The organism is Sphingopyxis sp. 22461 (assembly GCF_052044915.1).
Taxonomy (GTDB): Bacteria; Pseudomonadota; Alphaproteobacteria; order Sphingomonadales; family Sphingomonadaceae; genus Sphingopyxis.
The window spans coordinates 431147-449762 of record NZ_JBQENY010000001.1 but is presented as its reverse complement, the minus strand read 5'-3'; the positions used below and the strand labels follow the sequence as shown (position 1 = coordinate 449762).

Below are 18616 nucleotides of genomic sequence, written 5' to 3'. Positions count from 1 at the left end.
CTCAGGAAGCGGTTTTCGCGGCCAGCGCGAGCAGGCGTGTGACGAACCCGACCAAAGGGCCGGTGTCGACATTGGCATCGGGGTTGTTCCAGCTCGCGGTGACGACGAACCATTTTCCGTCCGATTTGCGCTGCCCGAGCAGGCTCATCGACAAAACGCCATTTTCCGACCCGCCCTTGTAACCGAGATATGTCCAGTCGGCCGCAGCGACCGGACCGACGCCATTGTTGATCGCCATCGCGGCGAGCAGGGTTCTCGACTGGCGTGCGCGTAGGTCAACCATCAGCCGTGCGATATCGTTTGGGCTGGCGAACCATTCGAGGCTGTCGATGAAACGCGGGCCATCGGTGAAACTGATCCCGTCGACATTGGCGAGGGTGAGGCGGTTCTGGTTGCTCTCGATCAGCTTCCGCTGCGCGGCATCGTCGCCCTTGATAAATACGGGACGCAAATCATTGAAATTATTTCCCTTGAGAGCAAAGGCTTCGACCGTCGTGAGCAGCGGGATGTTGCGCGACGGATCGCTGTGCCCCGCATCCTTCATCCGCGCTTCGATTGGCGCGCGGCCAAGCAGGTGGATCAGCGTGTCGGTCGCACCATTGTCGCTGACCGAGATCATCCAGTTGGCGAGCGTCTGCAGCGTCACGGGCGTATCGGCGGGCCAGTTCGCGGTCCCCGCCGATGAAAAGCTGAAATGCGACAGAGGCACGACGTCGGACCATTTGCGCTTGCCCGTGGCAACCTGCGCCGCGAGTTCGTCGAGGATATAGAGCTTGATCGTCGATCCGACCGCGAACTGCCGGTCGGGGTTCGCGGAGGCAAGGGGCCGGACGCCGGCGTCACCCAGTTCGGCGACGAGGAAACCCGTTTGCCCTGGCAGCGCGGCGATTTCGGCCGCGACCTTGTCGAAGCTGTCGTTGGCCACGGTGACGCCGGTGACGCGCAGCCCGGTGACGCGCTCGCCGGCCGCTACGCCGACGTCCAGCAGAACGGTTGCGACGCCCCTTTCGAAGCGAAGCAGGACCGTTCCCGAACGGCCGCTGGTCGGGGTAGCGCTGTCGATGGCGACCGGCTTTCCATATTGCGCAATCAGGTCGGCGATGAACGTCTTGAACTGAGCTTCGGGGACGGCCTTCTGGAATGACGGGTCGAAATAGTCAGCAAAGGCGATCCTGCCGGCGAGGAGATCGACCAGTTGGGCAGCGCGACGGTCGAAGGCGGTAGCCGGAGCCGGCGCGGTCGTTTCGGGCGATTGGGCCAGCGTGGTGGAAGCGGGCAGGGCGGCCGCAAGCATTGCGAGGGCGAGCCTATTGAAGACGGATATCAAGGCCTTCTCCTCAATCCAGCGCCCCGGCGGACGGGTCGTTTTGGGGAAGCGCGGCTTTTACGTCAGCACACCACCATTTGGGGCGGCAGTCGCGAAAGGCGTGCGAAATCGGCATCAACGCCTTGTCGTCCGGCTTGTCGAACACCCCGATAAGCAAGGCGACAATCGGTTCGTCATCGATCGCGCCCAAGCTGCTCCCGCAGGTCGGGCAGAAGGTCCGGCTGGAAAAATCCGATGATCGCCAAGTGGAAGGCGGCCCTCCGGGACCGGTCCAGCTTATTTCGTCGGTAGGGAATTCGACCCAGGCCGTGGTCAGTGCCCCCGTGTGCCGCTGACATATTTTACACGAACAAGTATGGGGTTTGGCGGCGGCTCCCGCTGCTTCGAACCGAATGCTACCGCACAGGCATCCGCCGCTGTATCGCTTGCTCACCAGCGCCCTTCTCCAATTTCTGCCCGCGCCCGCTCGTAAATCCTCCCCGAACGCAGGAAGTTATCGGTCAAAGCTCAAAATCAGGCGTCGATGGCCGCCTCGTCGAGCGTCGCGGCATTGGCCTGGATGAACTGGAAACGGTGTTCGGGGTGCTTGCCCATCAGCCGGTCGACCAGGTCCTTGACCAAATGCCGCTCTTCATATTCCTGCGGCAGCGTCACGCGCAGCATCGAACGCGTCGCGGGATCCATCGTCGTTTCCTTGAGCTGGTTCGGGTTCATTTCGCCGAGACCCTTGAAACGCCCGACGTCGACCTTCTTGCCCTTGAACTGTGTCGCCTCGATCTCGGCGCGGTGCGCATCGTCGCGCGCATAGACCGAGGTGTTGCCCGAGGTGATGCGATAGAGCGGCGGCTGCGCCAGATAGACGTGGCCGCGGCGCACGATGTCGGGCATTTCCTGGAAAAAGAAGGTCATCAGCAACGTCGCGATATGCGCGCCGTCGACGTCGGCGTCGGTCATAATCACGATTTTTTCGTAGCGCAGCCGGTCGGCGTCGCAATCCTTGCGCATCCCGCAGCCGAGCGCGAGCGCGAGGTCGGCGATTTCCTGATTAGCGCGGATCTTGTCGTTGCTGGCGCTCGCGACGTTAAGGATCTTGCCGCGGATCGGCAGGATCGCCTGCGTCTTGCGGTCGCGCGCCTGCTTGGCGCTGCCGCCGGCGCTGTCGCCTTCGACGATAAATAATTCCGTGCCTTCGGGACCGTCGTTCGCACAGTCCGTGAGCTTGCCGGGCAGGCGCAGCTTGCGGCCGCTGGTTGCGGTCTTGCGTTTGACTTCACGCTCGGCCTTGCGTTTCAGTCGCTCGTCCATCCGATCGAGAACGAGACCGAGGAGCGCGCGGCCGCGGTCCATATTGTCCGACAGGAAATGGTCGAAATGGTCGCGCACGGCATTTTCGGTGAAGCGCGCGGCTTCGGGGCTCGAGAGGCGATCCTTGGTCTGGCTCTGGAACTGCGGATCGCGAATGAAGACCGAGAGCATCATCTCGCCGCCGTTGAAAACGTCTTCGGCGGTGATCTGTGCCGCCTTTTTCTGCCCGATCAACTCGCCAAAGGCCCGCAAACCCTTGGTCAGCGCCGAGCGCAGACCCGCTTCATGCGTTCCGCCGGCGGGGGTCGGGATGGTGTTGCAATACCAGCTATACGATCCATCGGACCAGAGCGGCCAGGCGATTGCCCATTCGGCACGGCCCTGGTCGCCCGGGAAATCCTGGCGTCCGACGAAAGGTTCGGCGGTCGCGCATTCGCGTGTGCCGATCTGTTCTTTGAGATGATCGGCAAGCCCGCCGGGAAACTGGAACACCGCCTCGGCAGGGGTGTCGTCGCCGATCAGCTCGGGCGCGCATTTCCAACGGATTTCGACCCCGGCGAACAAATAGGCTTTCGAGCGCGCCATGCGATACAGGCGCTGCGGCTTGAACCGTCCGTGATCGCCGAAAATCTCGGGGTCGGGGACGAAACTGACACTGGTCCCGCGCCGGTTCGGCGTCGGGCCGAGCTCCTCAAGCCCGCCGAGCGGCGTGCCGCGCGAAAAGCGCTGGCGATAGAGCTGCTTGCTTCGCGCCACTTCGATTTCGGTATCGACGGATAGCGCGTTGACGACGCTGACCCCGACGCCGTGCAGGCCGCCCGAAGTCGCGTAAGCCTTGCCCTCGAACTTGCCGCCCGAGTGGAGCATGGTCATGATGACCTCGAGCGCCGACTTGCCGGGAAATTTGGGGTGTGGGTCGACCGGCATGCCGCGGCCGTTGTCGACGACGGTTAGCCGGTTGCCGACGTCGAGCTCGATCTCGATCCGCGTCGCGTGGCCCGCAACCGCTTCGTCCATGCTGTTGTCGATGACTTCGGCGGCAAGGTGGTGCAGCGCGCGCTCGTCGGTGCCGCCGATATACATGCCGGGACGCCGGCGGACGGGTTCGAGCCCTTCCAGCACCTCGATCTGCGAAGCGTTATAGCTGTCGGTGGCGGGGGTCGCGGCGTCGAACAAATCGTGACTCATGACGCAGCTATAGGGGGCTGCCAAGGCGGCTGGCAAGGGCGCTTTTCGGCGACAGTGCGCAGCCCGGTTCACCCCATTTTCGAGGCAAGAGGGAACCTTGGTCGGATGCGAAGGGTTGGGATGCCGACTGCAAAGTCGTTCAAAAAGTGGAGTAAAAAATGAAAAACCTCTCTCTCCTCACCGCGCTTGCGGCCACCGCTATCGCGATGCCCGCGATGGCGCAGGAAGGCCGCGACACCTCGCAGGATTTCAACGGACCCTATATCAGCATCGGTGGCGGCGGCACGCTTCAGGGCAACGACCGCGGCGAAACGCTCGTCTTCGACACCAACCGTGACGGCACCTATGGCGACCAGGTGACGACGTCGGGCGGCGCCAACGCCTTTTCGCCGGGATTTTGTAACGGCGCCGCGACGGGCACCGCGAACCTCGGCTGCCCCAACGACAAGGATGGCCCCGAATTCTTTGGCCGCATCGGCCTCGACCAGCGCATGGGTAATTTCGTTGTCGGCGCGCTTCTGGAAGGCGGTCGCAGCGTCGCGCGCGACAGCGTCAGCGGCTTTTCGACCACGCCCGCGAGCTATACGATGAGCCGCGAGGCCGACTATCAAGGCAGCCTGCGCGTCCGCGCCGGCTACACGCCCGGCGGCGGCGCGCTCTTCTATGTCACCGGCGGCCCGGCTTACGCGCGCCTCGACAACAAGTTCGTGACCTCGAACACCGCGAACAGCTTTGCCGACAATGGCAAGACGCACGCCTGGGGCTACGCCGCCGGCGGCGGCGCCGAGCTGATGCTCACCAACAAGATCGCGGTCGGACTGGAATATCTCTATTCCGACGTGAAGGACAATGACTACCGAGTGAACGTCGGGCCGGGCACCGCGCCGCCGACCAATCCTTTCCTGCTGAACGGCGGGGGCACCGATATCCAGCGCAGTGGCTCGCACTTCCGGACGCACAGTGTCCGCGGGAGCATCAGTTACCGCTTCTGACCTCTTGGGAGCGGGAACGGGAGGCGTCGGGTCGAAGGACCCGGCGCCTTTCGCCTATCGGGCCGCTGGCGCCGCGAAAATCGCGAAATTGCCGTTCGCGCTGCTGACGAGGCGGCCGTCCTGATAGAGTCGCGCGTCGATATTGGCGATGCGCTTGCCCTGATGAAGGACGGTCGCTTCGCACGTCAGCCGGCCTTCGCGCACGCCGACATGATAGTTGAATTTGATCTCCAGCGTCGCGCAGACCAGCCCGTCTTCGAGCAAACTCATCAGCGCGCCGCCCATGGTGGTATCAGCGAGCGAATAGGCAACGCCGCCGTGCGCGACGCCGTTCGGGTTGAAATGGCGTTCGCGTTCGATGTCGATCGCCATCGTACAACGCCCGTCGCCGCGCTCGACCATTTGCAGGCCGAGCGCGCGTGCGAACTGGAAATCCTGGCCGAACGGCCTCACCGGACGCGCCTTAACGAACCCGGGGACCACCGAATGGCGGGGGCGGGGGCGGGCGGCGCGTGCCGCGCGGCAGCTGTGCCTGATAGGCGCGGCCGCAATGCTCGACGCAATAGGGGAAACCGGGGTTCACGGCTTCACCGCAGAAATGGAAGTCGGGTTCGCCCGGATGCCCCATCGGCCAGCGGCAGATGCGGTCGTTGAGGTCGAGCAAGGTCGTCTTGTCGGCGATCTCGGGGCTCGGCTTGGCGGGCACCAGCCGGCGCGGCGGCGCGGGCGGAATCGGCGCCTGCTGATCGCCGGGTCCCTGGCGGATGAAACCGCCGGGACCGATCGAGACGATGCGCGGTGCGTCGGCCTTCGGCGTCGGATCACCCAATCCGCCGTCGGCGTTCGGCGTGTCGACGGCCGGCTTGGCATCGAGTTTCGGGGCAGGTGCCACCGGGCGCGGCGCCACCGGTGCGGCAGCACGCGGCGCGGAAACGGGGGCGGCGGGTTTCGGCGTGGCGGGCGCTGCCACCTTGACCGGCTTCGCTTTCTCGGTCGCCTTGACGGGCGAGGGGCGCGATTTCAGGCCGAGGCGATGCGCCTTACCGATCACCGCGTTGCGGCTCACCCCGCCGAGTTCGTCGGCGATCTGGCTGGCGGTCAGCCCTTTTTCCCACATGGTGCGCAGGCTTTCGATGCGCTCGTCGGTCCATGACATAATCTATTCCTCATCATTCACGCTGCGGGCGGTCAGGCGATCCGCGTTGTCGATCCTTTCGGGACCGGCATTCAGTCGTTGCCCAGCTTGCGGTAAGATCGGGGAGGCGATAGGCGAGAACGCCATGAACGACCAGCCCCAAATTTCGCGCCCCGACTCGACAAATTCCGCCGCGACTCCAAGTTTTGCCGAACCCGGCGTTCCCCATATTCGAACGCTGAACGTGCCCGGCATGCACGCGCTATATGTCAAGGAGGTGCGGCGGTTTTTCAAGGTCCAGCTGCAAACAATCTGGGCCCCCGCGATTACCACGCTCCTGTTCCTCGTCATTTTCACCGTCGCGCTGGGCGGGGCGGGGCGGACGGTCATCGGGGTTCCCTTCGCCGATTTCATCGCGCCCGGCCTCATCATGATGGCGATGCTGCAGAACAGCTTCGCCAATTCGAGCTTTTCGCTGCTCGTCGGCAAGATCCAGGGGACGATCGTCGATTATCTGATGCCGCCGCTCGCCGTGGGCGAATTGATCATCGCGCTGGTTGGCGCCGCGATCACGCGCTCGATCCTCGTCGGCCTGGCGCTGTGGCTCGCGATGCTGCTGTGGCCCGGTGTGCATGTCGTGCCCGATCATCTTTGGGCGGTCGCGGTTTTTGGCGTGCTTGGCGCTTCGATGCTCGGGTTCCTCGGCCTCATCACCTCGGTTTGGGCCGAGAAGTTCGATCATGCCGCCGCGGTGACCAATTTCGTGGTCACCCCGCTCGCGCTGCTGTCCGGCACCTTTTACTCGGTCGACAAGCTCGCGCCATGGTTCCAGACGATCGCGCACGGCAACCCGGTCTATTATGCGATCATGGGCTTTCGCTACGGTTTCATCGGCACGGTCGATTCGACGATCGCCAACCCTGTGCTGACTGCGGTGCTGGTGCTGGTCGGGGTCAATATCGGACTGGGCCTGCTGACCTATCGCCTGCTTGCCTCGGGATGGAAATTGAAAGCCTGATCGCTCTTAGTGGCGATGGATGGCGCGGACGCGGTAGCGGCCGCGTTCCAGCCCCTCGAACATCGCGTCGATCTGTGGATGGTCGATCGGTCCGCTGTCGCCGTCGGCGACCAGATTCTGCTGGCTGACATAGGCGATGTACGAAGAATCGCCGTTCTCGGCGAGCAGATGGTAATAGGGCTGCTCTTTCGCCGGGCGGATATCCTCGGGGATCGCTTCATACCATTCGTCGCTGTTCGCAAAGACCGGGTCGATGTCGAATACGACGCCGCGAAAGTCGAACATCCGATGGCGCACGATATCGCCCGGCGCGAAACGCGCGCGACCGATCAGCGGTGCAGTAACGGTGGCGGGAAGTTCGGAAGTGGATTCGGGCGTCATAGGATCAATCTATGGCAGTTTACGCACGTTTCAAGTCCGTTACATTCCAATTCGGCTGTGGTTTGCCGAATCGGGCTGTGATCAGCGTTACAGATGCATTGGCGATGCGGGCTAAAGTGCTCTTCTGGCTTCTGCATATCCCATTCGGGTTGTGGGCCGCACGATCAGGGGAGACGCATTATGACGGACTTACCACCCAATATCTCCGGCCCGGCTTCGGGCATTATCCAGCGCGCGAAGGACATCCTTCTCAAGCCGAAAGAGACCTGGCCGGTCATCGCCGCCGAGCCGGCGACGGTGCAATCGATCTATGTGCCCTATGTGCTTGTACTGGCGGCGATCGGCCCGCTCGCCGGGTTCATCGGCGGGCAGGTTTTCGGGTTCACCATGCTCGGTGTGACCTATCATCCACCGCTGGTGGGTGCGCTGGTGTCGGCGATCGTCTCTTACGGACTGTCGCTGGCGACGATCTTCATCCTCGCGCTGGTCATCGACGGGCTCGCACCGAACTTCGGCGGGCAAAAGGATCAGGTCCAGGCGCTGAAGGTCGCGGCCTATTCGGCGACCGCCGGCTGGGTCGGCGGTATTTTCGGGATCCTGCCCGCGCTCGCCGTCATCGGCCTCTTGTTCGCGCTTTACGGGCTTTATCTGCTGTATCTCGGCCTGCCGGTGCTGATGAAGGTGCCGCAGGACAAGGCGCTCGGCTACACGGTGGTCGTGATTATCGTCTATATTGTGCTGTTCCTGATCGTTGGCGCTGTCGTCGCGGCGCTCGCCGCGCCATCATTCGCTACCATAAGGTAACGCGCACGCGAGCGGCCCCGGTGATGCGCCGGGGCTGCTTGCTGTGGTCAAATTGTAGAAAAATGGAGGAGAGTGAGGGATTCGAACCCTCGGTACCGTTGCCGGCACTTCGCATTTCGAGTGCGACGCTTTCGACCACTCAGCCAACTCTCCTCGCTGAGAGGAGACGCCCCTAGCGGCGGTCCGAACGTCTTGCAACCCTCTCGTCACAAAATTACGGCCCGCCGCGGGATTATAAGGATCGCTCAGGGTTTGTCGGCTTCCCACCAATAGGGCTGGCGCTTGCGCGTCCCCGTGTCGACCTCGTTCATCGTCAGCGGATCGTAGAGCCGCCCGCCGAGCATCACGCGATGGATTTGCTCGGTATTGCGGATATTTTCGGTCGGATCGGCGTCGAGAATCAGCAGATCGGCGAGCTTGCCCGCCTCGAGCGATCCCACATCCTTCGCATAGCCCAGCGAGGTCGCAGGCATGATCGTCGCGGCGCGCAGCGCGTCGATGTTGCTCCACCCGCCGCGTACGAACGACCAGATTTCCCAATGCGCCCCGAGCCCCGATTGCTGACCATGGGCGCCGATCGACACCATGCGGCCCGCCGCAGCGATCTTGCCCGCCTCACGCGCCGAATCATCATCGACATAGTCGCCCTCAGGCGCGATCACGCGGCGCTTGTTGTTTGCCGCAAGCTCGGTCGGCGGCGCGTGGCGTGACAGGATCGGATGCTCCCACACATTGGTGCGCGCGCGCCAATAGGGGTCGCCAGCGGGGCCGCCATAGGTCACGACGAGCGTCGGGGTATAGTCGACCTGCGTCTGCCCCCACAGCTGCACCAGATCCTTGTAGAAGATATGGAGCGGGATGTTGTGCTCGACGGTCGAGTTGCCGTCCTGGATTAACGTGACGTCCTGCGTGAACAGCGATCCGCCCTCGGGCACCACCGTCAGACCCTCGACCTGCGCCGCCTTCACGACCATCTGCCGCTGGTCGCGGCGCGGCTGGTTGTAGTTTTTGACGCTGTGCGCGCCTTGCGCCTTCAGGCGGCGAACATGCGCGAGCGCGTCGTCATAGCCGTTGATCTCGGCATAAACCCCCGATGCCTTGGCGCCATAGATGACCTCGCCGGTCGAAAAGATACGCGGCGCGAGGATCAGCCCCGCACGCTGCATTTCGGACGAGACGAAGATTTCCGACGCGCGCGACGAGGGGTTGTGGCTCGTCGTCGTGCCCATCGCGAGATTGACGATCTCCGACCAGTTCTGCTGCGGCACCAACTCGTCGTCGCCGTGCGAGCCGTGCGCGTGCGCGTCGACGAAGCCGGGGACGATCGTCTTGCCCGTTGCGTCGACGGTCACCGCGCCCGCGGGAACGGTGATCGCGCCTGCGGGGCCGACCGCGGTGATGCGGTCGCCGTCGATGACGATCGCGCCATTCTCGATCACGCCGCCGTCCTTGTCGGCCATCGTCACGATCTTGGCGCCGGTGATGACGACGATGCCCTTATGCTTCGATGCCGCCTGCGTCATCGACAGCGATATGCCGTCGGTCGGCGGGGTGAACTTCGGTGCCTTTTCGTCGGCGGGGGCGTTCGTGAAGAGGCTGGCGAGGTCGGCGCTGAACAAGGTCGCGCCGCGACTCCAGTGCAGCCGGCGGCCGCCGTCGGACCAGTTCATATATTCGGCGCCGCTGCCGCTCACTCGCGTGACGGGCAGCGCGCCGCTCTTGGTGCCGAGCGATACATCCTGCCCGCCGGGCATCAGCGGGGTGACATAGGCGTCGTAGTTCTGCCGGAACGCCAGCGTGCGGCCGTCGGGCGAGATTTCATAGTCGCTGACGAGTTCGCCATTGGCGTGGACGCGCTTGTCCTGGCCGCTCATGTCGGTGCTGACGAGCTGGCTTTTGCCGTCGCCCGCCGTGACCATGAAGACGCGGTCGCTGGTCGACGCGAACTGCGGTTTGGCGCCGTCGCTGCTGATCCGCTCGGCCGCCCCGCCGCCCGCGGCGATGCGATAGACGCCTGGATCCTCGCTCCAGCGCGCCGAGGTCAGCCCGCCGCTGCCGCGCCGTTCGAATACGATTGTCTTGCCGTCGGGCGAGAAACGCGGTTCGGCATAATGGCCGGGGGAGGTGGTCAGCTTGCGCGAGGCGCCCCCGCCCGCGCCAACGACATGAATTTCGCCCATGCCGCCGTCGGTCCAGCGCACGAAGACGAGCGATTTGCCGTCGCGCGACCAGCTCGGCCACAGCTCCATTGCGTCGTCCTTCGCCGCGGTCAGCCGCCGTGCGCTGCCGCCGGTCGCGGGCTTGACCCACAGCTTGCCGAGCGTTTCGAACACGATGCTGCGCCCGTCGGGCGACACTTCGGCCCAGCGCGGCATTTTGGTCGCGAAACTGTCGGGCGCGACTTCCACCGCCGGGTGCGTCGCATCGACGATCGTGCGGTCGTCGTTGACGCTGAACGGGATGATCCGCGCGTCGCCGCCGGCACCGCTGACGCGGCGGAGCTGGCCGCCGGCCCAGAAGACGATGTCGCGGCTATCGGGGGTCCACGCCATATTCGGGTAGACGCCGGTGACCGCCCAGGTTTCCTGCACATCCTGGTCGAGCACGTCATAGACCTTCTTCTCGGCGCCCGAGGCGAGGTCCTTCACATAGAGCTTTGACTGCGTTCCTTCGCGGCGCACGAAGGCAAGGCGCTTGCCGTCGGGCGAGGGGGTCGGGCGCACCGCGCCGCCGGGTCCCGACGCCGCAGTGCTGACCTTGCCATCCTCAAGATTGTAGCGTTCGATGTGGAAGAGGTCGGTGTTGCTGTCCTGCGCATATTCGAAGATCGGACCCGGGGTGACGTTGCGCGTGTAGAAGACACTCTTGCCATCGGCGGCGAAAATCGGCTCGCCGAGTTCCTTCTGGTGGCGTTCGTTCGGCTTCTTGACCAGCGGCACGCCGGCGCCGCCCGAGACATGGTACATCCACACCTCGCCGGTACCGAGCGAGCGGCCCGTCGTGAAATGCTTCTTGGCGACGATGAACTGGCCGTCGGGCGACCAGCTCGGCTGGTTGAGCAGGCGGAAATCTTCCTTCGAGATCTGCTTTTTGTCGCTGCCGTCGCGGTTCATCAGCCAGATATTGTCGCCGCCCGCGCGGTCGGAGACGAAGGCGATACGCTTACCGTCGGGCGAGAAACGCGGCTGATGCTCATAGGCGAGCCCCTCGGCGATCCGCGTCGGCGTCCCGCCCTCGATCGGCATCGTATAAATGTCGCCGAGCATGTCGAACGCGATCGTCCGGCCGTCGGGCGCGACGTCGACGTTCATCCAGCTGCCCTCGTCGACCGACAGCTGGACCTTGCGCGTTGCGAGGCCGGGGGGCGCGTTGACGTCCCATTTGTCGGGTTTCGCGTCGGCGGCGGGAGGAGAGGCGGGCGCGCTCTGCGCCCAGACCGAGGTTGAACAAGCCAAAGTCGCCGCGAGGGCGAGAGCGAAGCGCGCCATGAAATTATCCCCGTTTGAAATTATGTGCCGACCATATGGTTCGCCCGCGAACATGCAAGCGGCAGCTTTCGACGAAGGAGCTGGCAGGGTCGACAAGCGGCTGCTAGCCCGGTCGAAAGAACGGGATTGGGAGAGCAAAGCGTGCCGCTCAAGGGAATCAAGGTACTGGATTTCGGCCGCTATATCGCCGGCCCCTATTGCGCGGCGTTGCTCGCCGATTATGGCGCCGATGTCATCCGCATCGAGGCGCCGGGGGGCAATGACGATCGCTATTCAGTGCCGGTCGCCGAAGATGGGTCGGGCGCGATGTTCATGCAAATGAACCGCGCCAAACGCTGCCTGACGCTGAAGCCCGGAAGTCCGGAGGGGCAGGAGATCGTCCGCCGGTTGGTCGAAACCGCCGATGTCGTGATCGCGAACCTGCCGCACGATGCCCTCGTAAAACTCGGGCTCGATTACGACAGCCTGGCAGCGATAAACCCGCGCATTATCCTTGCGACCGCATCGGCATTCGGCAGCGAGGGGCCACTCGCGAGCCGCGTCGGGTTCGACGCGGTGGGGCAGGCGATGTCGGGGACGGTGCACCTCACTGGCACGCCGGACCAGCCCTATCGCGCGCAGGTCAATTATGTCGATTTCGGAACCGCGCTCCACTGCGCGTTTGGCGTGATGCTCGCGCTGCGCGAACGCGAGGCGACGGGCAAGGGGCAGTGCATATCGGGATCGCTGCTCGGCACCGCGCTTGCGATGTCGAACGCGCTGACGATCGATCATGCGCTGAACGGCATCGATCGCCAGCCGATCGGCAACCGCGCCTTCAGTTCGGGACCGACCGATGTGTTCCGTACGCGCGATGGATGGATCCTTACCCAGATTGTCGGCGCGCCCATCTTCGCGCGCTGGTGCGAACTGGTCGGACGGCCCGAATTGGTGGACGATCCGCTGTATGCGAGCGACATTTTGCGCGGCGACAATGGTGCGGAGCTGAGCGCGATCATGCAGCGCTGGTGCATCGAGCGGACGAGCGAGGAGGCGATCGCTGAACTGGCCTCCGGACGGGTGCCCGCGGCGCCGGTGCTGCGGGCGGGTGAAGCGCTCGCGCAGCCGCAGGTAGCGGCGATGGCCTTGGTCGAGCCGGTCGATTATCCGGGCGCGGCTGGCGCGGTGCCGGTCATCCGCGCGCCGATCCGCCTTTCGGACAGCGACAAGGCCGATCCGCAGCGTGCGCCGCAGGTCGGCGAGCATAGCGACGCGATCCTCGCCGAGCTCGGATATGACGCCGAAGCCATTTCGGCTTTGCGCGCCGCAAACATTATTTGAGCCGGGGAGGGTAGACAAACGGCAATCGCCGCTTAAGTTACCGGTCAGTACAAAAATAAGCCCAGGAGTTCTCCATGACCGATACCAGCGAATATGTGCCGCCGAAAATCTGGACCTGGGACAAGGAAAGCGGCGGGCGTTTCGCCAATATCAACCGCCCGGTCGCCGGTCCGACGCACGACAAGGAGCTGCCGATCGGCAAGCACCCCTTACAGCTCTATTCGCTCGGCACGCCCAATGGCGTGAAGGTCACCGTGATGCTCGAGGAACTGCTCGCGGCGGGACATGGCGGCGCCGAATATGACGCATGGCTCATCAATATCGGTGAAGGTGACCAGTTTTCGAGCGGTTATGTCGCGGCCAATCCGAACAGCAAGATCCCGGTGCTCGTCGACCGCAGCGGCGCCGAGCCGATCCGCGTGTTCGAATCTGGCGCGATCCTGATCCATCTCGCCGAGAAATTCGGCGCCTTCCTGCCGACCGAAACCGCGAAGCGTGCCGAGGCGCTGTCGTGGCTGATGTGGCAGATGGGCAGCACGCCCTTCCTCGGCGGCGGCTTCGGCCATTTCTATGCCTATGCGCCGACGAAGCAGGAATATCCGATCAATCGCTATGCGATGGAGGTCAAGCGCCAGATGGACGTGCTCGATCGCCGCCTCGCGGAAAGCGAATATATCGCGGGTGCCGACTACACGATTGCCGATATGGCGATCTGGCCTTGGTATGGCGCGCTCGCCAAGGGGCTCGTCTATGACGCCGGCGAATTCCTGCAGGTCGATGACTATAAGAATGTCCAGCGCTGGACCGACCAGATCGCGGTGCGCCCGGCGGTCAAGCGCGGGCGGATGGTCAACCGCGTGACGGGCGATCCGGCGAGCCAGCTGCGCGAGCGGCACGACGCGTCGGACTTTGAATTGCGCACGCAGGACAAGCTGGAGGCCGCCGAATAATTCACATTATTCGTTTGGAGGCGCCGCGCCGAAATTAGCGGTTCTTCAACGATAGGCAGCGCGCCACCAAGTCTGCCTGGTTCTGGAGCAGCCAAATTCTGTAAAATGCGCAAAAGCGGCGTCGGGCTCTCTCGACGCCGCTTTCATTTGCGGGCGGCCATTCTGCCGGCATGACAGGTTCCATCCGACTTTCGCGGCGCGTCCGCAAAATCGCCCTGACGGGTCTTACCCTGGCACGCGGGGAGCGTGGCGCCGCCATCGTCGAAATGGCGCTGGTGCTGCCGCTGCTCCTCGCGTTGCTGATGGGCGTGCTGGTCTATGGCCAATATTTCATGCTCGCGCATAACGTGCAGCAGGCGGCGAACGACGGCGCCCGCGCGTCGATCATCGGTCTCGACGCGGCCGACCGCAGCGCGGTCGCATCGCGCGCGGTCGGCCGCAGCCTGCAGGCGGTCGACGGCACGCACAGTGTCGCCGTATCCGAAACGACCGAGGCGATCACCGTCGCTGTGACCTTCACCGTGCCGCAGGACAGCCTCTTGCGATCGAGCTTCGTTCCGTCGCCGGGCAACGTCATCCGTGCCCGCGCGACGTTCGAATTGCCGGTCGATTGATCATGGCGATCCTGTCCCTTCTTCGCCGTATTGTCCGCCACCGCGGCGCCAGCATCAGCATCACGACGGCGTTCGGCATGACGATGCTGATCGGGTCGGCGGCATTTGCGGTCGATCTCGGCTCGCTCTATCTCGACCGCCGCAAATTGCAGGGCATCGCCGATGCTGCGGCGATGGCGGCGGCGGGGCGGCCCGGCGAGGAGCGCGCGGCGGCGGAGCGGATCATCGCCGCCAATTGCGATTGCGGCATCCGTATCGCGGTGCTCGACCCCGGCACTTACACCGCCGATCCGTCGATCCAGGCCGAACAGCGCTTTACGGGCGGCGGTGCGTCGCCGAACGCCGTGCGCATAATGCTGACGCGCGATCGCCCGCTATTCTTCGGCAGCTTTCTGACGGGCCGGCAGGATAGCATCATTCGAGCGACCGCGACCGGCGCGCGGCGCGGTTATGCGGCCTTTTCGCTCGGGTCGCGCGTCGCGGCGGTGAATGGCGGCCTTCCCAATGCGCTGATCTCGAGCCTCACCGGCAGCCAGGTCAACCTGTCGGTGATGGACTATAACGCGCTCGCCAGCACCGACATCGACCTGCTCGCCTTTTCGGATGCGCTGCGGACCGAACTCAACGCCGACGTGCTGACCTTTGGCCAGACGCTCGACGCGCAGGCGACGTTGCCGCAGGTCGTGGCGGCGCTCGCCAGCGCGTCGGACGGGCAGGCGGCGACCGCGCTCGAGCATATCGCGGATCGCGCGCTGCCGCGCACCCTGCTACCGTCGCGTGCGATCGACCTCGGCCCGCGGTCGTCGAGCATCCGGGTCGATGCGGCGAACCCGGTAAAGGTCAACGCGCTCGGCCTGCTGCGCACGATGCTGCTGCTCGGCAATGCGAACCGGCAGGTCGACCTGTCGCTGGCGGGCAGCCTGCCGGGCGGATCGGGGGTCAATATCGCGCTCATGATTGGCGAGCCGCCGGTGGGCTCGCCGCTGATCGCGGTGACCGACACCAATGATGTCGTCGTCCGCACTGCGCAGGTGCGGCTGAAAATCGACACGCGCGTCGCGACGCCGCTCGCCAGCGTCCATCTTCCCGTGCTCGCCGAACTGGGGTCGGCGTCGGCGCGGATCACCGACATCGACTGCCGGCCGAACAGCAGCGCTGCGGTGTCGCTTGGCGTCGTGACTTCCCCAGCGATGGTGGCGATCGGGACGGTTCCCGACAGCGATTTTCAGGACATGAAGCGCCCGCTGGATCCGGCGCCGGCGCGCGTCGTCACCTTGCCGCTCGTCAGCGTCGATGCGGAGGCCGAACTCATCCTGTCGGACCTCAATGAGAAGCCGGTCGCATTTTCGCGCGCCGAGATCGACGACGGCAAGGTGAAGACCGTGTCGAGCACCGGCCTGGTCGCGGGCGCCGCGAAATCGCTTTCGGACCGGATGGACCTCGACGTCAACGTCCTCGGGCTAGGCCTGAACCTGAAGCCACTGACGACGGTGATCGGCGAGACGGTGGCGCTGGCTGCGCCGGTGCTCGACACCGTGTTGTCGGACCTCACCGGCCTGCTCGGGGTTCATGTCGGGCAGGCCGATACGCGGGTCAACGCGCTGCGCTGCGGAAAAGCGCGGCTGGTCTGATCTCCCGCGCAATGGCGCCGTTCCGGACATGTCAGCCCGCCGATTGATCCCTTCCCGACCGAAAGCAGGCCGACGCCGCGCTATAGGGGCGAGGGATTGACCGGTTTTCAGGGGGATATGGTGGCAACGGCACAGGAACCACAGCGCGTATCGGCGGCCGATTTCATCCGCGGCTTTGCCAATTGGCGATTGCAGTCGGCGCGCAAGCCCGTCGTCGTGACGCATCACGGCAAGGATGCGCATGTGCTTATTTCGCTCGACGACTACCGCCGTCTCGACCGCGATGTGGCGCGAGAGGTCGCGGCGGCATCCGACATATTGCAATCCTCGCTTGCCGGTCTGGTGGAATCGGTCCGCGATGGCGTGATCCTGATCGACCGGCAACGGCGTGTCGCCGCGCTCAACCCCGCGGCGTCCGATATGCTGGAGGTCGCGGCCGCCGGTCTGGTCGGGGAGGAGTTGACGGTCGCGGTGCCTGGACTTCAGGACAGCCTGATCTTTCATCACATCAATCGGCTGCTCGACCATCGCGAGCGGTTCTCGGGCGACGTCCCCGGCATATTGCGCCCTCGCCAATGGCTGCACGTCGACCTTGTCCCCCTGCCGGTCGGCGGCGCGATCGTCCTGCGCGATGTCAGCGACGCGATCGAGGGCTTTGCCGCCGGCGATATGCGGCAGGCGATGCTTGATGCCGTCGAGATCGATGGCGGCATCGGCCACGCCCGCATCTCGGTGCGCGAAACAGTCGAGGCGGCGAACGCCATGCTCACCGACCTGCTCGGAGTCGATGTGGCTGCGATCCGGCGTGTCCGCTTTTCGGCGCTGCTCGCGGTTGGGCAGCGGTCGGCGTTCGTTGAGGCGCTCGAATCGGTTTTTCGGTCGGGCACGTCCGCGCGCATCGCTTCGCAGATGGTGACGCGCGACGGTTCGGTCGTCGATGTGACCCTGACGATAGCCGAGGTTCGCGGGCCTTATGCCAGCGACGGCGCGGTGGTGCTCGTCACGCGCCACTGAAACCAGCTTCCACGTTCGATAGCGGCGCTGAAGGGGGCGGCTGCGCATGCTGGACAAGCCGGGATGTTAAGCGCAATCATCGGGGAAGGAAGGTTGCAAGCGACAACTTTCCGTTTACGTAAAGGTGAGCGCTCAGTATAAGTGCGCCATTGCCCAATGGGAGATTCGTGATGGACATGGAATTCAGCCCCGAAGATCTCGCCTTCCAGCAGGAAGTGCGCGACTTCATCGCCGAAAATTACCCCGCCGACCTGCGCGACAAGCAGGATGAGGGCGAAGAGATGTCCAAGGAGGATTTCCTCGCCTGGCACAAGATCCTGTATAAAAAGGGCTGGATCGCACCCGCATGGCCGGTCGAATATGGGGGTACCGGCTGGACCCCGACGCAGCGCTTCATCTGGTCCGAGGAAACCGCGCGCGCCGATTGCATTCGCCTGATGCCCTTTGGCCTCGCGATGGTCGGCCCGGTGATCTACACCTTTGGCACCCCCGAGCAGAAAGCCCATTTCCTGCCGCGCATCCTGTCGGGCGAGGATTGGTGGTGCCAGGGCTATTCGGAACCCGGTTCGGGCTCCGACCTTGCCTCGCTTCGCACGACGGCGGTCGCCGATGGCGATGACTATATCGTCAACGGGCAGAAGACCTGGACGACGCTGGCGCAGCACGCCGACTGGGGCTTCTTCCTCGTCCGCACCGACAAGGAAGCGAAGCAGCAGGAAGGCATCAGCTTCCTCCTCATCGACATGAAATCGCCCGGCATCACCGTGCGCCCGATCATCACATTGGGCGGCGAGCATGAAGTCAACGAAGTATGGCTCGAAGATGTTCGCGTGCCGCAATCGCAGCGCGTTTATGAAGAGAATAAGGGCTGGACCTGCGCCAAGTTCCTGCTTGCGCACGAACGCACCGGCATCGCCGGCGTCGCGGCGTCGAAGCGCGGGATTGAGAAGGTGAAGGCGATCGCCCGCACCGAACTCGACGGCGACAAGCCGCTGCTAGCCAACGCCTTTTTCAAGCGCAAGGTCGCCGAGCTGGAAGTCGATCTGGCGGCGCTGGAATTCACCGAATTGCGCAGCCTTGCCGGCCCCAACGCAAATCGCGGTCCCGGGCCGGAATCGAGCCTGCTCAAGATCAAGGGCAGCGAAATCCAGCAGCGGCTGACCGAGCTGACGCTCGAAGCCGTCGGCCATTATGGCGCGCCCTATTTCCGCGGTTTCGGCGAAGGCGACAACGAGCATCCGATCGGGCCGGACTATGCGCATCGCGCCGCGCCGACCTATTTCAACATGCGCAAGACGACGATCTATGGCGGGTCGAACGAGATTCAGCGCAACATCATCGCGAAGATGGTTTTGGGTCTCTGAACGCGTCGCCCCCGCGAAGGCGGGGGCCGCATCGGCCTGACCTGACGCCGCAGCATAAACCTACAGCGGCCCCCGCCTTCGCGGG

Annotated in this window: 17 protein-coding genes and 1 tRNA gene; 9 read left to right on the top strand and 9 right to left on the bottom strand. The window is 64.4% G+C overall.

Translation table 11 applies throughout. The features are described from left to right. Position 1: 1 nt before the first annotated feature. The 3 genes from ACTJI5_RS02140 to parE all read right to left on the bottom strand — a co-directional run bounded on the left by ACTJI5_RS02140 (position 2) and on the right by parE (position 3820). On the bottom strand, positions 2-1294 hold the full coding sequence (locus ACTJI5_RS02140; RefSeq protein WP_440859233.1) for a serine hydrolase: 1293 nt from the start codon (positions 1292-1294) through the stop codon (positions 2-4). A 43-nt stretch (positions 1295-1337) separates the two neighbouring features. After that, positions 1338-1760, bottom strand: a complete 423-nt coding sequence (locus ACTJI5_RS02135; protein ID WP_440859232.1) for a GFA family protein — start codon at positions 1758-1760, stop codon at positions 1338-1340. A gap of 80 nt (positions 1761-1840) precedes the next feature. After that, positions 1841-3820, bottom strand: a complete 1980-nt coding sequence (gene parE / locus ACTJI5_RS02130; protein ID WP_058538610.1) for a DNA topoisomerase IV subunit B — start codon at positions 3818-3820, stop codon at positions 1841-1843. A 158-nt stretch (positions 3821-3978) separates the two neighbouring features. Here parE and ACTJI5_RS02125 point away from each other — a divergent pair, with 158 nt between their 5' ends. Continuing rightward, the gene (locus ACTJI5_RS02125) at positions 3979-4812 is read left to right on the top strand and encodes an outer membrane protein (protein WP_440859231.1); all 834 of its coding nucleotides are present in this window, start codon (positions 3979-3981) and stop codon (positions 4810-4812) included. 54 nt (positions 4813-4866) lie between these two features. On the opposite strand, the gene ACTJI5_RS02120 is transcribed toward ACTJI5_RS02125, so the two are convergent. The 3 genes from ACTJI5_RS02120 to ACTJI5_RS02110 are packed head-to-tail and all read right to left on the bottom strand — an operon-like array spanning position 4867 to position 6202. After that, entirely contained in the window at positions 4867-5265 is a 399-nt protein-coding gene (locus tag ACTJI5_RS02120) for a PaaI family thioesterase (RefSeq protein ID WP_440859230.1), read from the bottom strand. A gap of 10 nt (positions 5266-5275) precedes the next feature. After that, positions 5276-5968: a GcrA family cell cycle regulator gene (locus ACTJI5_RS02115; protein ID WP_310253818.1), complete on the bottom strand. Its 693-nt coding sequence runs from the start codon at positions 5966-5968 to the stop codon at positions 5276-5278. 3 nt (positions 5969-5971) lie between these two features. Beyond that, the gene (locus tag ACTJI5_RS02110) at positions 5972-6202 is read right to left on the bottom strand and encodes a hypothetical protein (protein WP_162248165.1); all 231 of its coding nucleotides are present in this window, start codon (positions 6200-6202) and stop codon (positions 5972-5974) included. On the opposite strand from ACTJI5_RS02110, the gene ACTJI5_RS02105 reads away from it, so the two are divergent. Next, entirely contained in the window at positions 6093-6965 is an 873-nt protein-coding gene (locus tag ACTJI5_RS02105) for an ABC transporter permease (protein WP_440859229.1), read from the top strand. The two genes, ACTJI5_RS02110 and ACTJI5_RS02105, sit on opposite strands and share 110 nt — an antisense overlap. Before the next feature lie 6 nt (positions 6966-6971). Here ACTJI5_RS02105 and hspQ read toward each other — a convergent pair whose 3' ends face one another. Next, positions 6972-7346: a heat shock protein HspQ gene (gene hspQ / locus ACTJI5_RS02100; RefSeq protein WP_037515235.1), complete on the bottom strand. Its 375-nt coding sequence runs from the start codon at positions 7344-7346 to the stop codon at positions 6972-6974. Positions 7347-7526: 180 nt separating this feature from the next. Between hspQ and ACTJI5_RS02095 the strand changes: the two genes are divergently transcribed. After that, positions 7527-8150 carry a Yip1 family protein gene (locus ACTJI5_RS02095; protein ID WP_440859228.1) on the top strand — a complete coding sequence of 208 codons (624 nt, stop codon included), beginning with the start codon at positions 7527-7529 and terminating at the stop codon, positions 8148-8150. A gap of 63 nt (positions 8151-8213) precedes the next feature. On the opposite strand, the gene ACTJI5_RS02090 is transcribed toward ACTJI5_RS02095, so the two are convergent. Together ACTJI5_RS02090 and ACTJI5_RS02085 are read right to left on the bottom strand one after the other, a co-directional pair. Next, positions 8214-8303: transfer RNA gene (locus ACTJI5_RS02090), tRNA-Ser, on the bottom strand. Between the two features lie 92 nt (positions 8304-8395). Next, a complete protein-coding gene (locus ACTJI5_RS02085) occupies positions 8396-11638 on the bottom strand; it encodes an amidohydrolase family protein (RefSeq protein WP_440859227.1) in 3243 nt (1080 codons plus the stop codon). A gap of 141 nt (positions 11639-11779) precedes the next feature. Between ACTJI5_RS02085 and ACTJI5_RS02080 the strand changes: the two genes are divergently transcribed. From ACTJI5_RS02080 to ACTJI5_RS02055, 6 genes are all read left to right on the top strand, one after another. Then, positions 11780-12958, top strand: coding sequence for a CaiB/BaiF CoA transferase family protein (locus tag ACTJI5_RS02080; RefSeq protein WP_440859226.1), 1179 nt, complete (start codon positions 11780-11782; stop codon positions 12956-12958). Between the two features lie 74 nt (positions 12959-13032). Further along, complete coding sequence (gene yghU / locus ACTJI5_RS02075) at positions 13033-13908, top strand: glutathione-dependent disulfide-bond oxidoreductase (protein ID WP_440859225.1); 876 nt, start codon at positions 13033-13035, stop codon at positions 13906-13908. A gap of 170 nt (positions 13909-14078) precedes the next feature. Then, a complete protein-coding gene (locus ACTJI5_RS02070) occupies positions 14079-14522 on the top strand; it encodes a TadE/TadG family type IV pilus assembly protein (RefSeq protein WP_440859224.1) in 444 nt (147 codons plus the stop codon). Positions 14523-14524: 2 nt separating this feature from the next. Beyond that, positions 14525-16153 carry a TadG family pilus assembly protein gene (locus ACTJI5_RS02065; protein WP_440859223.1) on the top strand — a complete coding sequence of 543 codons (1629 nt, stop codon included), beginning with the start codon at positions 14525-14527 and terminating at the stop codon, positions 16151-16153. Positions 16154-16249: 96 nt separating this feature from the next. Beyond that, positions 16250-17167, top strand: coding sequence for a PAS domain-containing protein (locus ACTJI5_RS02060; RefSeq protein WP_440859222.1), 918 nt, complete (start codon positions 16250-16252; stop codon positions 17165-17167). Between the two features lie 170 nt (positions 17168-17337). Then, positions 17338-18531 carry an acyl-CoA dehydrogenase family protein gene (locus ACTJI5_RS02055; RefSeq protein WP_310253798.1) on the top strand — a complete coding sequence of 398 codons (1194 nt, stop codon included), beginning with the start codon at positions 17338-17340 and terminating at the stop codon, positions 18529-18531. Positions 18532-18616 lie beyond the last annotated feature (85 nt).

What these genes read in the sequence shown, in the direction of transcription:
- ACTJI5_RS02105 (WP_440859229.1), top strand. Translation starts at nt 6,093, where the DNA reads ATGAACGACCAGCCCCAAATTTCGCGCCCCGACTCGACAAATTCCGCC.
- ACTJI5_RS02055 (WP_310253798.1), top strand. Translation starts at nt 17,338, where the DNA reads ATGGACATGGAATTCAGCCCCGAAGATCTCGCCTTCCAGCAGGAAGTG.
- yghU (WP_440859225.1), top strand. Translation starts at nt 13,033, where the DNA reads ATGACCGATACCAGCGAATATGTGCCGCCGAAAATCTGGACCTGGGAC.
- ACTJI5_RS02085 (WP_440859227.1), bottom strand. Translation starts at nt 11,638, where the DNA reads ATGGCGCGCTTCGCTCTCGCCCTCGCGGCGACTTTGGCTTGTTCAACC.
- ACTJI5_RS02115 (WP_310253818.1), bottom strand. Translation starts at nt 5,968, where the DNA reads ATGTCATGGACCGACGAGCGCATCGAAAGCCTGCGCACCATGTGGGAA.
- ACTJI5_RS02125 (WP_440859231.1), top strand. Translation starts at nt 3,979, where the DNA reads ATGAAAAACCTCTCTCTCCTCACCGCGCTTGCGGCCACCGCTATCGCG.
- hspQ (WP_037515235.1), bottom strand. Translation starts at nt 7,346, where the DNA reads ATGACGCCCGAATCCACTTCCGAACTTCCCGCCACCGTTACTGCACCG.
- ACTJI5_RS02065 (WP_440859223.1), top strand. Translation starts at nt 14,525, where the DNA reads ATGGCGATCCTGTCCCTTCTTCGCCGTATTGTCCGCCACCGCGGCGCC.
- ACTJI5_RS02095 (WP_440859228.1), top strand. Translation starts at nt 7,527, where the DNA reads ATGACGGACTTACCACCCAATATCTCCGGCCCGGCTTCGGGCATTATC.
- parE (WP_058538610.1), bottom strand. Translation starts at nt 3,820, where the DNA reads ATGAGTCACGATTTGTTCGACGCCGCGACCCCCGCCACCGACAGCTAT.
- ACTJI5_RS02070 (WP_440859224.1), top strand. Translation starts at nt 14,079, where the DNA reads ATGACAGGTTCCATCCGACTTTCGCGGCGCGTCCGCAAAATCGCCCTG.
- ACTJI5_RS02140 (WP_440859233.1), bottom strand. Translation starts at nt 1,294, where the DNA reads ATGCTTGCGGCCGCCCTGCCCGCTTCCACCACGCTGGCCCAATCGCCC.
- ACTJI5_RS02110 (WP_162248165.1), bottom strand. Translation starts at nt 6,202, where the DNA reads ATGCCGGGCACGTTCAGCGTTCGAATATGGGGAACGCCGGGTTCGGCA.